General features: G+C 66.6%; 11 protein-coding genes and 1 pseudogene. 6 read left to right on the top strand and 6 right to left on the bottom strand.

Annotation, left to right across the window (positions count from 1 at the left end):
* The 4 genes from F3J18_RS31190 to F3J18_RS31175 all read left to right on the top strand — a co-directional run.
* Window positions 1-439 (top strand): SAM-dependent methyltransferase (locus tag F3J18_RS31190; RefSeq protein ID WP_166915964.1); only part of this gene is annotated, 439 nt, incomplete at its 5' end.
* A gap of 44 nt (window positions 440-483) precedes the next feature.
* A complete protein-coding gene (dapA, locus tag F3J18_RS31185) occupies window positions 484-1,386 on the top strand; it encodes a 4-hydroxy-tetrahydrodipicolinate synthase (RefSeq protein WP_166915962.1) in 903 nt (300 codons plus the stop codon).
* A gap of 109 nt (window positions 1,387-1,495) precedes the next feature.
* Entirely contained in the window at window positions 1,496-2,641 is a 1,146-nt protein-coding gene (gene bamC, locus F3J18_RS31180) for an outer membrane protein assembly factor BamC (protein WP_025099053.1), read from the top strand.
* A gap of 4 nt (window positions 2,642-2,645) precedes the next feature.
* Window positions 2,646-3,422: an MBL fold metallo-hydrolase gene (locus F3J18_RS31175; protein ID WP_025099052.1), complete on the top strand. Its 777-nt coding sequence runs from the start codon at window positions 2,646-2,648 to the stop codon at window positions 3,420-3,422.
* A 634-nt stretch (window positions 3,423-4,056) separates the two neighbouring features.
* On the opposite strand, the gene F3J18_RS31165 is transcribed toward F3J18_RS31175, so the two are convergent.
* The gene (locus tag F3J18_RS31165; protein ID WP_025099051.1) at window positions 4,057-5,283 is read right to left on the bottom strand and encodes a cupin domain-containing protein; all 1,227 of its coding nucleotides are present in this window, start codon (window positions 5,281-5,283) and stop codon (window positions 4,057-4,059) included.
* Between the two features lie 32 nt (window positions 5,284-5,315).
* On the opposite strand from F3J18_RS31165, the gene F3J18_RS31160 reads away from it, so the two are divergent.
* Window positions 5,316-5,864, top strand: coding sequence for a peptidylprolyl isomerase (locus F3J18_RS31160; protein ID WP_013698701.1), 549 nt, complete (start codon window positions 5,316-5,318; stop codon window positions 5,862-5,864).
* Between the two features lie 83 nt (window positions 5,865-5,947).
* On the opposite strand, the gene F3J18_RS31155 is transcribed toward F3J18_RS31160, so the two are convergent.
* A complete protein-coding gene (locus F3J18_RS31155; RefSeq protein ID WP_166915958.1) occupies window positions 5,948-7,240 on the bottom strand; it encodes a hypothetical protein in 1,293 nt (430 codons plus the stop codon).
* Window positions 7,224-9,857 carry a DNA mismatch repair protein MutS gene (mutS, locus tag F3J18_RS31150; protein ID WP_240156464.1) on the bottom strand — a complete coding sequence of 878 codons (2,634 nt, stop codon included), beginning with the start codon at window positions 9,855-9,857 and terminating at the stop codon, window positions 7,224-7,226. Before mutS ends, F3J18_RS31155 begins: the two co-directional genes overlap by 17 nt.
* A gap of 233 nt (window positions 9,858-10,090) precedes the next feature.
* On the opposite strand from mutS, the gene F3J18_RS31145 reads away from it, so the two are divergent.
* Window positions 10,091-11,392: an integrase family protein gene (locus F3J18_RS31145; RefSeq protein WP_166915954.1), complete on the top strand. Its 1,302-nt coding sequence runs from the start codon at window positions 10,091-10,093 to the stop codon at window positions 11,390-11,392.
* Here the strand turns inward: F3J18_RS31145 and F3J18_RS31140 are convergent.
* The 3 genes and pseudogenes from F3J18_RS31140 to F3J18_RS31130 all read right to left on the bottom strand — a co-directional run.
* Window positions 11,349-11,585 (bottom strand): AlpA family phage regulatory protein, encoded by a 237-nt coding sequence (locus F3J18_RS31140; RefSeq protein ID WP_084152504.1) that lies wholly within the window; start codon window positions 11,583-11,585, stop codon window positions 11,349-11,351. The genes F3J18_RS31145 and F3J18_RS31140 overlap by 44 nt on opposite strands.
* Before the next feature lie 8 nt (window positions 11,586-11,593).
* The gene (locus tag F3J18_RS38335) at window positions 11,594-11,890 is read right to left on the bottom strand and encodes a hypothetical protein (protein WP_233635304.1); all 297 of its coding nucleotides are present in this window, start codon (window positions 11,888-11,890) and stop codon (window positions 11,594-11,596) included.
* A gap of 197 nt (window positions 11,891-12,087) precedes the next feature.
* Window positions 12,088-13,064, bottom strand: a pseudogene (locus F3J18_RS31130) (pyridoxal phosphate biosynthetic protein PdxJ); the annotation flags it as partial.

Here is a 13,064-nt window from a genome sequence, read left to right as displayed (position 1 = left end):
CTCGCGCGGGCACCCGGTGCTCGCGCTCGATCGCGATCCCGAGGCGCTGGCCGCGCTCGGCGCGCTGGCGGGCGTCGAGGCACGCGCCGCCGACATCGAAGGCGCGCCCTGGCCGCTGGCCGACAGCGCGCGCTTCGCGGCGGTGGTCGTCACGCATTATCTGCATCGCCCGTTGCTGCCGAGGCTGGTCGCCTCGGTCGCGCCGGGCGGCGTGCTGCTCTACGAAACCTTCGCGCGCGGCAACGAAACGCTCGGCAAACCGTCCAATCCCGCATTCCTGCTGACGCCGGGCGAATTGCTCGACGCCGTGCGCGGCGAGTTGCGCGTGATCGCGTTCGAGGACGGTTTCGTCGACGGCACACGGCCCGCCTTCGTGCAGAGAATCTGCGCGGTGCGCGAGCAGGGGGAGGGATTCCCGCGTTACGGACTGACCGGGTAATCCGCTACAATCGACGTTTATTGGGTTTACTTTCATTGCGTTTCATGGCTAACGGCACTCAAGACGGTATTCAATTCAGCGGCAGCATGCCCGCGATCGTGACCCCGATGCTCGAAGACGGCAGCCTCGATCTGCCGGCCTTCCGCAAGCTGGTCGACTGGCATATCGAAGAAGGGACGGATGCGCTCGTGGTGGTCGGCACCAGCGGCGAATCGGCCACCTTGTCGGTCGACGAGCACGTGCTCACGATCAAGACGGCGGTCGAGCACGCGGCCAAGCGCATCCCGATCATCGCGGGCGCGGGCGGCAATTCCACGGCCGAGGCGATCGAGCTGACGCGCCAGGCCAAATCGGTCGGCGCCGATGCCACCCTGCAGGTCGTGCCGTATTACAACAAGCCGACCCAGGAAGGCATCTACCGCCACTTCCTCGCGATCGCCGAGGCGGTCGAGCTGCCGGTGATCCTCTACAACGTGCCGGGCCGCACCGTCGCGGACATGGCCAACGAGACCATCCTGCGCTGCGCGCAGGTGCCGGGCATCGTCGGCGTGAAGGACGCGACCGGCAACATCGATCGCGCCGCGCAGCTGATCAAGGCCGCGCCGCAAGGCTTCGGCATCTACAGCGGCGACGATCCCACCGCGATCGCGCTGATGCTGCTGGGCGGCCACGGCAATATCTCGGTGACCGCCAACGTCGCGCCGCGCGCGATGAGCGAGCTGTGCCGCGCGGCGATCGCCGGCGACGCCAAGACGGCGCGCGAGATCCACATGAAGCTGCTGTCGCTGCACAAGCACCTGTTCGCCGAGGCGAACCCGATTCCGGTGAAGTGGGCGCTGCAGGAAATGGGCAAGATTCGCGGCGGCATTCGCCTGCCGCTGACGGCGCTCGACGAGCGCTATCACGATGTCGTGCGCTGCGCGCTGCGCGAAGCCGGCATCGCTTGACCGACACGAACGGCCGCGCTCGCGGCCGTTCGTGCTTTCCGACCCATCCCGATTTCACCCGGCCCGCCGGTATCGCGCGTGACCCGCGTTTAGCAAGACGAAGGATTTCATGAAACATTTCGCCTTTTCCTCCCGCGCACTCCAGGCGTCCGTGGTGGCGCTCGCGCTCGGCGCGCTGGCCGGTTGCGACACGCTGAACGACTATCTCGCACCGGACCGGGTCAACTACAAGTCGACCGGCTCGGCGCCGCCGCTGGCGGTGCCCAAGGACCTGACCTCGGTGCCGGTCAATCCCTCGTACATCGCGCCGCCGACCAGCGCGGGCCTGGGCTCGGCGCCGCAGCGCGCGGTCACGCCGGCCGGCAATGCGACCGAAGGCCAGCCGAGCGCGCAGGATCCCTACGGCATGCACGTCGAGCGCGACGGCGACCGCCGCTGGCTGGTGGTCGACGGCCGCACGCCCGAGCAGCTCTGGCCGCAACTGAAGGACTTCTGGAGCGACAACGGCTTCGCGCTGAAGACCGACGCGCCGACCACCGGCATCCTGACCACCGACTGGGCCGAGAACCGCGCCAACATCCCCGACGACTGGTTCCGCAACACCATCGGCCGCGTGATCGACTTCGCCTACTCGTCGGGCACGCGCGACAGCTTCCGCACGCTCGTCACGCGCGGCGCCGACGGCGCGACCGACATTTCCATCACGCACAGCGCGATGGAGGAAGTGCTGACGGGCCCGCAGGGCGGGGATTCCTCGCGCTGGGTCGAGCGTCCGCGCAACCCGGTGCTGGAGGCCGTGTTCCTGGCCAAGCTGATGGAGAAGTTCGGCCTGACCGAAGCGCAGGCCAAGCAACTGCTGACCGACGCGCGGCCCGCCAGCGCGGCGGCCACGGTGATCGACAAGAGTTCCGGCGCTCCCACCCTGGATCTGTCGGAATCCTTCGATCGCGCCTGGCTGCGCGTGGGCCTCGCGCTCGACCGCACCAACTTCGCGGTCGACAACCGCGATCGCCAGAAGGGCGTCTACACGGTGCGCTACGCGAATTCCTCGGAGGAGCTCAAGCGCGAAGGCCTGTTCGGCAAGCTGTTCTACGGCGGCGCGACGGCCGCCAAGCCGGGCAAGGAATTCTTCGTCAGCGTGCGCGCCAACGGCGATGCGAAGACCCAGGTCGCGGTGGTCGACGCGAACGGCCAGGCCGACACCTCGACCGATGCGCAGCGCATCATCACGCTGCTGCACACGCAGCTGAACTGAGGCCGTGCGCTTCACGAGCCTCGGCAGCGGCAGCGAGGGCAATGCGCTGGTCGTCGAGGCCTCGTCGGGCACCACGACCACGCGCGTGCTGCTCGACTGCGGTTTCTCCGCGAAGGAACTCGACCGGCGCCTCACGCGCGTCGGGCTCGGCTCCGGCGAGCTCGATGCGATCCTCATCACCCACGAGCACAGCGACCATATCGGCAGCGCGCTGACGGTCGCCCGGCGCTTCGGCATCCCGTTGTTCATGAGCTGGGGCACCGCGAAGGCGGTCGGCGCCGACAGCGCCGCGGTCGACCTGCACGTGCTGTGGGGCGACGAAACCACGCCGATCGGCGATCTCCAGATCCTTCCCTACACGGTCCCGCACGATGCGCGGGAACCGCTGCAATTCGTGTTTTCCGATGGCGCCGCGCGGCTCGGCGTGCTGACCGATGCGGGCATGTCGACGCCGCATCTGTGCGGCGTGCTGAGCGGCTGCGACGCGCTGGTGCTGGAGGCGAACCACGATGCCGAGATGCTGGCCAAGGGCCGTTATCCGGCCTCGCTGAAGGCGCGTATCGGCGGCGCTCTCGGGCATCTCAGCAATGCCGCGGCGGCCGACATCCTGGCCTCGCTCGACCGGGCCCGCCTGCGGCACGTGGTGGCCGCGCATCTGAGCCAGGAGAACAACCAGCCCGAATTGGCGCGGGCCGCCCTGGCGGCGGTGCTGGGCTGCGCGCGGGAGGAGGTGGGGGTGGCTTCGCAGGACGACGGCTTCGACTGGCTGAGCCTGGGTTAGGCGCAATCTGGTCGACTCGTCCCTGCCTGCGTATCCAGGCCTGTATATCGAGGAAGAACGCGACGAAGAAAACGCAGGCGAAAAAAAACCGGCCCCAGGGCCGGTTTTTCGTATCAGCGTGAGCTGATCCCAGCTTACTGGCTCGCGCCCGAAGCCGGAGCAGCGGCCGATGCGCCAGCGTCCGAAGCCGGAGCGGCAGCAGCCGATGCAGCGTCGCTCGCAGCAGCAGCCGTGCTCGATGCAGCGTCCGAAGCAGCCGTAGCAGCCGACGAAGCAGCCGAAGCGGCTGCCGATGCGTCGCTAGCAGCCGACGAAGCAGCTTGGTCCGAGCTCTTGTTGCAAGCAGCGAGTGCAACGGCGGCCAACAGGGAAGCTACGAGGAGGGATTTCTTCATGATCACGTCCTTTTATGGTTAAAGGTAAGCAACAGCGCGAAACAATACCGGTAATGTGCTCCAACACCGACCTGGGCCGCTGTGGAGATGCACTGCCAGAGCGTGAATCTTCCCTACGGCTTGGGCGGAAATTATATGCACTTTCCTATCGACCGTCGACAAATGCGGGGTCAATACGTTGTCTTTCCCATACAAGTTTGGCCTGTATGAGCGTCCTGCCAGGATAAGCCGACTGCAGCTCACCCCAGCCTGATCCAGCCCGCACAATACCACTCGTGAAGCAAAGCTGTCATGAGGGGGTGTCGGGAGTGTGTTACAAAGCGTTTCGCCCCCAGATAGCGTCGATCGGCCAGTTCCGGCAGCCATTTCGAGCTGCCCGAGAGCGGATTTTCTTCGCCATTGATGAAGTACGATCGCGCGTTATACATCAATGCCGCTTTCCTGTCGAGACGAATCCCGCAAAGGCTTGCCTGCGCGACGAAATCGTCCTCGTCGAGGGGATCGTCCGGGGCGTCGAACACCACGTTCGATTTCGGTTCGCTCAGGTAGCTGCCGAGGAAGGCCTCGATGTCGCGCGGGCTCCAGCGGATGCCGTTCAGGATGGTCGCCACGCGTTCGACCAGGGCCTCGGGCAGCTCGGCGGGACGCGTCACGGCGGGCTGCTTCGGATCGCGATACAGCTCGCCCGCGCGCGGGCTCTGCCGCAGCGCACCACGCTCGGCGAGATAGTAGAGGAACTGCCCGGTCAGTTCGCCCGCCGACGGCGCGCGAAAACCGATCGAGCAGGTCATGCATTCGCCCTCGGCGATGCCGTCGTGCGCGATGTGCGGCGGCAGGTAGAGCATGTCGCCCGGCTCCAGCACCCATTCCTCGGTCGGCTCGAAATTCTCGAGCACCTTCAGCGGCAGATCCTCGCGCAGCGTCAGGTCCTTCTGCGCGCCGATGCGCCAGCGGCGCTTGCCATGCACCTGCAGCAGGAATACGTCGTACGAATCGAAGTGCGGGCCGACGCCGCCACCATCGGTTGCGTACGAGATCATCAGGTCGTCCAGGCGCGCGTCGGGGATGAAGCGAAAGCGCTCGAGCAGGGCGCGCGCGGCATCGTCGTGCAGGTCCACGCCTTGCACCAGCAGGGTCCATTCGCGCTTGCTCACCGACGGCAGCGCGCCGTCCTCGAAGGGCCCCTGTTCCAGTTGCCATCTGTTACGAAAATGCGTGATCAGACGCGATTCCGTATCGTAGTCGGCGGCCAGTTCGAACAGCGCGTCGCGCGACAGCGGCGGCACGATATCGGGAATCGCCTGGCGGATCAGCAGCGGCTTTTTCTGCCAGTGGCGGCGCATGAATTGCGACGGCGTCAACTGGCCGAGCAGCGGGGTGGGCGTGTCGGGATGGGGGGCGCCGGATTCGTTCTGGATCGGGGCTCGCGCGCGGTTTGCCGGTTCGGCTTCGGACCGTTGGGACATCGTATAATGCGGCTGGAAATTGGGAGATTTGGATGAAAATCGCAAAAAACACCGTCGTCTCGGTGACTTACAAGCTGTCGGATACGGAAGGCAATCTGATCGAGGAAAGCGACGAGCCGATGATCTATCTGCACGGCGGCTATGATGGCACGTTCCCCAAGATCGAGGAACAGCTCGACGGTCAGGAAACGGGTTACGAAGCGCAGATCCAGCTCGAGCCGCAGGACGCGTTCGGCGATTACGATCCCGAGCTGGTGAAGATCGAGCCGCGCGACCGTTTCCCCGAGCCGCTCGAAGTCGGCATGCAGTTCGAGGGCACGCCGGAAGACGGCGACGAGGAAGTCGATTCGCTGATCTACACGGTCACCGACATCGCCGAGGACAAGGTCGTGCTCGACGGCAATCATCCGCTGGCCGGCATGGCGCTGCGTTTCGCGCTGACCGTCAAGGACGTGCGCGCCGCCACCGAGGACGAGATCGAGCACGAGCACGCGCATGGCGCCGAAGGGCTCGAGATCGTCGACGAGGATGAGGACGACGAGGACGGCGAGGAGCCGACCCAGGGTCGCACGCTGCACTGATCGATGGAAGAACGGCCGGCATTCGCCGGCCGTTTTGCTTTTGCGCCGGCGGCTTGATTGCTGCCGGCGGCCGCCGGCTTCGCTCAGTAGCCGCCGTCGGGCATCGAGGCGGGCTGGCCGCCAGGCGCGGACGCCGGCGGCAGGATGGTCGGATTGCCCGTCGAGGCCGGTTGCGGCGGCAAGCCGCTCGAGGCCGGATCGGGCAATTCCGGCAAGGCCGGGATCTCCGGCATCTGCGGCAAGGGCGTGTCGTCATGCGACGCGGCTGGCAGGGCGGGCGGCACCGGCAGGTTGCTCGGCACCTCCTGCAATCCCACTCCGAACATCGGCCGTCCGGCCGGATTCACCGTGACCCTGACCCATTGCACCAGCCGCTCGCGCGGCGCGATCGCGATGCGCGTCAGGTTCGCCACCCGATCCCCTTTCTCGTCATGCAGCGGCTGGTCGATACGAAAGCCGGCGCGCAGCGCTTCGTCGCCGGCGTGGATCACCAGGATCGTGCCGCGGAAGGTTTGCGCCGCTTTCACCAGCGCACGCTTGAACTCCAGGAAACCGTCGCGCGCGCGCGAGCGCCCGAAACGCAGCCAGGCGAAGCGCTCGCGCTCGTAGTGCTCGAACTGCGGATCGGCTTCGATGACGACGACCAGCGCGCGGGCATTGCGGCGCTTGGCGGTTTCGGCGGCGTGATCGATCCAGAACGCGCTGGCGATCGCGCGATCCTCGAATTCGCCATTGCGCCCGCCCGCCGTCAGGTAGCGATTGTTTGGCGAAGGCGCGTTGAGCGCCACGAATACCACGTCGCCCTGGGTCCAGCGGATGTTCTCGCGAAACGGCCTGAAGCGTGCCACCTCGCTTTCGCGCGTGAGCGGCAGGGGCGTCTGGCCGAAGGATTCGGAATCGGCGAGGAAGGTCTGGCGCAGGTAGTCGAGGCGCTCGACCGCGTCGTAGCCGCCGTTTTCCTTCAGCGCGCAGGCGGCCCAGTCGGCCTGGCCCGGTACGTAGAACACGGGCACGCGCGAGGCCTTGAACAGCGCGATGCGGGTGTCGTAGATGCCGTCGCGGCAGGCCTCGCGCGCGCCCTTCAGGTTGCCGTCGTAGATCGCGAAGGCGACCGAGCGATCGCGCGAGATGGCATCGAGCAGGCGTGCCGCGGCCGGTTCGTCGGCCGGGCTGTTGATCGCGCCGCTCAGTACCGCGAAGGCGTAGCCGCGCTCGGCCACGCGCGCCGTTGCCGAGGCGGCGGGCGCGGCAGCGGCGGCGGTGGTCACCGTGGCCAGCAGCAGCGCGGCCGCGGCCATCGCGACGGCGATGCCGAAACGTGGCGCGGGCGCGCCACGCGGGTTCGCCAGCGGCGGTGGATCAGTGCGCCAGGTCATCGTCCGCCTGCCGGGCGGCGAGGGTTTGCAGTTCGTAGAGCAGGTCGAGCGCCTCGCGCGGCTTGAGGTTGTCCGGATCGATCTCGCGCAGGCGCAGGAGCGCCGGATGCGGCGCGGCCGGTGCTGCCGGCTCGCGCGCCTCGGGCACGTCGAAATCGGGCTCGTCGTCGTAGACGGGCGGCGGCGCGGCGAACAGGTCGAGCTGCGGCGTCGGCTGGCCGGCGGATTGCTGTTCGAGGTGCGCGAGATGCTTGCGCGCGGCGCGGATCACGGCGGGCGGCACGCCGGCGAGCTGCGCGACCTGCAGGCCGTAGCTCTGGTTGGCCGGGCCGTCGTTGACGGCGTGCAGGAACACGATGCCGTGGCCGTGCTCGACCGCCGACAGGTGGACGTTGGCCGCATGCGGGAATTCCACCGGCAACTGCGTCAGCTCGAAGTAGTGCGTGGCGAACAGCGTGTAGCAGCCGTTGTTCGAGAGCAGGTGGCGCGCGATCGCCCAGGCCAGCGCGAGGCCGTCGAAGGTCGAGGTGCCGCGGCCGATCTCGTCCATCAGCACCAGGCTTTGCGGCGTCGCGTCGTTGAGGATCGCGGCGGCCTCGGTCATCTCGACCATGAAGGTCGAACGGCCACCGGCCAGGTCGTCGGCGGCGCCGATGCGCGTGAAGATCCGGTCGATCGGGCCGAAGCAGGCCGACTTGGCCGGCACGTAGCTGCCGACGTAGGCCATCAGCGCGATCAGCGCGGTCTGCCGCATGAAGGTCGACTTACCGCCCATGTTCGGGCCGGTGATCAGCAGCAGCTTGCGCTCGTTGCCGAGCCGGCAGTCGTTGGCGATGAACTGCTCGACCTGCGCCTCGACCACCGGGTGGCGGCCCTGTTCGATCTCGATGCCGATCTCGTCGGAGAAGCGCGGCGCTACCCAGTCCAGCGCACGGGCGCGTTCGGCGAAGGCGCAGAGCAGGTCCAGCTCGGCCAGCGCTCCGGCCACGCGCTGGCATTCCTCGATATGCGGCAGCAGCGACTGCAGCAGCGCGTCGTAGAGCGCGCGCTCGCGCGACAGGGCGCGTTCCTGCGCCGACAGCGCCTTGTCCTCGAAGGTCTTCAGCTCGGGCGTGATGTAGCGCTCGGCGTTCTTGAGGGTCTGGCGGCGGCGGTAGTCGTCGGGGACCTTGTCGGTCTGGCCACGCGTGACCTCGATATAGAAGCCATGCACCTTGTTGTATTCGACGCGCAGGTTCGCGATGCCGGTGCGCGCGCGCTCGCGCGCTTCCAGGTCGATCAGGAACTGGCCGCAGTTCTCGGAGATGTCGCGCAGCTCGTCGAGTTCGGCGTCGTAGCCGCGCGCGATCACGCCGCCGTCGCGCACCATCGCGGCCGGCTCGGGGGCGACCGCGCGCGTGAGCAGGTCGGCGCAGCCGGCCGGCGGCTCCAGCGCGGCTTCCAGGCGCGCGAGCGCGCTCGCTTGCTGGGTGATCGGCGTGATGCGCGCGCGCAATTCGGGCAGCGAGGTGAAGGTGTCGCGCAGGCTGGAGAGGTCGCGCGGGCGCGCCGACAGCAGGGCCAGGCGCCCGGTGATGCGCTCCACGTCGGCGACCTGGCGCAGCGCGCCGCGCAGGCTGTCGAGGCTGGCCTCGCCCGCTGCCTCGAGCAGGGCGCCGATCGCTTGCTGGCGTGCCTGCGCGGCCACCGAGGCGCGCGGCGGATGGTGCAGCCAGTGGCGCAGCAGGCGGCTGCCCATGGTGGTGCCGCAGGTGTCGAGCAGCGAGTAGAGCGTCGGCGATTCGGTGCCGCGCAGGGTTTCGGTCAGTTCGAGGTTGCGGCGCGTGGCCGGATCGAGGCCGATGTATTCGGATTCCGTCTCGACCTTCAGGCTGCGCACGTGGCGCAACTGCTGGCCTTGCGTGGAGGCGGCATACAGCAGCAGGGCGCCGGCCGAGCCGCAGGCGCTGGTCAGCGAGTGCGCGCCGAAGCCTTCGAGGCTGGCGACGTCGAGCTGGCTGCACAGGCGCTGGGTGCCCGAGGCGATGTCGAAGTGCCAGGCCGGCACGCGCGTGACCGCGCCGGCGCCGGCCGGCACGGCCTCGATCGCCGCGTCGGCGGCGAGGATTTCGGCCGGGCGGATCCGCTCGAGCGCCGCGCCCAGTTCGTCGGGCGCGATTTCCGCGAGCCGCAGCGCGCCGCTGGCGAGGTTGAGCCAGGCCAGGCCCACGTTGGTGAGCACGCCGCGCTTGTTGTGGCCCAGGCTCAGCGCGAGCAGGTAGACGTCGGCCTTGTCGGAGAGCAGGGCGGCATCGGTCAGCGTGCCCGGCGTGACCACGCGCACCACCTTGCGCTCGACCGGCCCCTTCGAGGTGGCGGGGTCGCCGATCTGCTCGCAGATCGCCACCGATTCGCCGAATTTCACCAGCTTCGCCAGGTATTGCTCGACCGCATGGTGCGGCACGCCGGCCATCTTGATCGGGTTGCCGCCCGAGGCGCCGCGCTGCGTCAGGGTCAGGTCGAGAAGACGCGAGGCTTTTTCGGCGTCGTCGTAGAACAACTCGTAGAAGTCACCCATCCGGTAGAAGACGAGCGTATCCGGATGTTCGCTCTTGATGCGCAGGTACTGCTGCATCATGGGCGTGTGGCCGCTAAAAGACGCTTCCGTAAGCTGCTGTTTTGTATCCGTAATTTCCTGCACGTCCTTTTCCACCAAGGGTTTCCAGCCGATTTGCTTGCGTGCTCGCTTCATTTCCACATGCCGCGACATCTCGCTAAATATCGCGGTTCAGCGTAGGTTTTTACGATCTCGCCGACTAAAACCTACGCTGGTAGAGTGTGGGCTGTGTCAGAAACCTACGCCGAGGAAAAATGCGATTCGACGCACGCGCTGCAAAGCAAATGCAGCCGGGTACACACATAACGATCGACGGTTGTCCGGGCCTTCGCTTGGAGGCAACGGCCACGCGTCGCTCGTGGACTTATCGATATAAATCGCCCGTCGACGGCCGCATGCGACAAACCAAAATCGGCGAGTGGCCGGCGTTGTCGTTAGCTGCTGCTGCGGGCGAATGGGAGAAGCTGCGATCGGCCCGCGAGGCAGGGAGTGATCCAGCACTCGCGAAGCGTTTGCAGGCTAATCCAGCGCTGGGCGTTATGGTAACGCAGGACGGTCCGCTGACTGTGCGGCAGGTGTGCCGCGCGTACCTCGTCGGGCACGTCGAACGCAATCGAAAGAGCAAGGGCGCTGCAGAGGCGAAACGGATGTTCGACACGATGCTCGGCGAGTTCGGTGACCGGATCGCCGAGCAGGTTACGCGGGGCCAGGCGTTCGCCCTGCTGGAGTCGTATGCGCACATTCCGGTGCAGGCTCGGCGGCTGCGGCAGGAGTTGGGCGCCGCGTGGGACTACGCCCTGGACGCGAGCACCTTGGCAGAGACTACGCCCAATTGGTGGCGGCAAATCATGCGCGGCCGCCTCCGGAGTACCGGCAAACGGATATCTGGCGAGTCCACCGGTACAAAGAAGCGAGTGCTTGCGAATGCAGAAACCGGCCGCCTGATCAACTGGCTACCGAATTTCAGCCGAACCGTGCATGACGCGCTGATTCTGTATCTCTGGACTGGAACGCGCGGTGGCGAGATTGGCGCAATGACCGGTAAGGAAATCAGCGAGGAAGCTGATGGTCTCTGGTGGACCATTCCGAAGGCCAAGACGAAAAATGCGAGGCACGCAAATGCGACCGACCTGCGGGTGCCGCTGGTCGGCCGTGCGGAGGAGGTCGTACGGCGACGGTGGGCGAGATACGGGGATGGGTACTTAATCCCGTCTACGAGGGGCGCTCAGACGGAGCAGAAGGTGTTTCAGTCGACGGTGTGGATGCACCAGCCCTACGCCACGACGAGACCGGAAATGGAGCGGCCTCGCCTGACCGTTACGCATTGGGCGCCGCATGATCTGAGACGCACGGCTCGGACGATGCTTGCTGCGCTGGGCTGCCCGTTTGAGGTGGGAGAGGCGATCATCGGCCACATGCTGCCTGGAGTCGGCGGCGTATACAACCTGCACAAGTATGACGAGCAGCGTCGGCACTGGCTGACACTGCTCAATGACAAGCTTGAGGAATTGGCTATCGAGGATCGCCGGTCCGGCGCCGGCCAGTCCCGCAATTAGGTGGCGGCAGGTTCTCTGACGCAGGTCGAGTCGCAGCCCATTCCTTGACCTCGCTCGTGAGCCAGCCGACCCGGCGATCCGATATCGAGCGTGGCTTCGGGAATTGCGCCTGTCGCACGAGCTTGTGGATCACGGCTGGAGACAACGAGATTGCAGCAGAGAGCGCGTCGAGGTCGAGGTAGATCGGTTCCATCGCGACGGTCATACGTGCGTCCCTCCTTTGGTCACGGTGTTGCTCACTGTTGTTTCATTGGTTTTCTCGGCCGCCGGGATCGCGCGGCCGAGTTGCATCAATCCCGTTTCCAAGGTGATGCCGGCGGTTGCTGCCCAGGTGCGGGCTTCCTGCGCGGCCTTGTGGCGGGCGAATGAGCCGATCTCGTCGGCCATCAGATCCAGCAGCTCGACATCGGCCGCGTGCGAGACCTCGGCGATCAGCGTGCGGATCTCGATGCGAAGGGCATCGAGCCGCGCGAGCCGGCCTTGGCGGGTATCCGCCAAGGCTTTGTTCGTCTGGATAGGTTTGCGCCGCGCGAGCGGCGCCTTCCCTCTCTGGATTGCTTTTGCGGGCGAAGGCCCGCTGCTGTCCGCCTGCCTCGACGTCCCGTTGACGCTTACGAGCGCGATAGCCGGGTGATTCGTCGCGCGTTCCCGCTTGCGCGGCAGCGGACGTGGGGTAGAAGGGGCCGGGCGCGGGCTCAATTGGCGGCTCCTTTCGGATAGGGCCATGCGGCATCGGGTTCAAGACCGGGCTTGATTTCGCCTACGGGAAGCGCAGCGTCGAGTAAGGCGCGGCCTGCAGTCAAGCGTCGCTTGTCTTGCATGGTGGTGATCAAGCCGCTGATATCCGGGCGCTGCCCCTTGGCGGTGGCGAGGGTAAATTCGCTCGTCCAGTCAGGGTCTGGCATGTCGGCGATCGTGTTTGCCCATGCGAGGATCCGCGCAAACGCGGTCTGCTCGGCTCGCGTCACGCCCGGCCCCGGCGATTTGATGGACTTGATCAGCAGCGCTGCGCCTGCGTGAATCGCTTGGACGCGGGTCCATGCGGCGTCGCTCGCCGATGTCAGTTTGAGCGGGCTGCTTGCGAAACTAGAACCAGTGTTGTACTCGATCGACGAGATCCAGATGCCGTGGGCTGGTTGCGCGACGCGGATGTAAGCGAGCGGCCCCTTGATCCTGTCGGTTCGAGCTGGGCCTTCGAGCGTGTCGGCAGCGTCGCAGATCCCGTTTTCGTTCGGTTCGGTAACGGGCCAGCTTTTTTTGCGGGCAGGCGTATCGAGCATGGCTGCGAGCGGCATCATCGCTCCGTGGACGGCTGCAATGGTAGCTTGCGAAAGCTTGCCGAAGCCGCCATCGTGAAGGACCGCCTGCAATGCTTGCAAAAGTTGCTTTGCCTGCTGCTCGCCGATCTTGGCGGGCGCGCTCGATCGTGCGGACGCTTGCTCCGGCCTCGGCGATTTCTCGGGCAGGTGATTGGGCGGCGCTGCGACGGGCTGTCGAGTGTCTGGCGATGCGTCGAGGTGTTTCTTCGTTACGCGGACCTTGCCCGACTCCGCTGCCTTTGCCGCACCCTTCTGCAGTCGATCGAGCGCTTTGTCGGCCCCGTGTTCGCGAATCTGCTCGATCGCCAGCGTGCCGGCGACGGCGCCATCGCGAACCATCTGGTGCAGTTCAA

This window comes from Burkholderia sp. Ax-1720 (assembly GCF_011753035.1).
In the GTDB taxonomy this organism is placed as follows: Bacteria; Pseudomonadota; Gammaproteobacteria; order Burkholderiales; family Burkholderiaceae; genus Burkholderia; species Burkholderia gladioli.
Note: the sequence above shows the minus strand (reverse complement) of the source record. Positions and strands in the feature narration are given on the sequence as shown.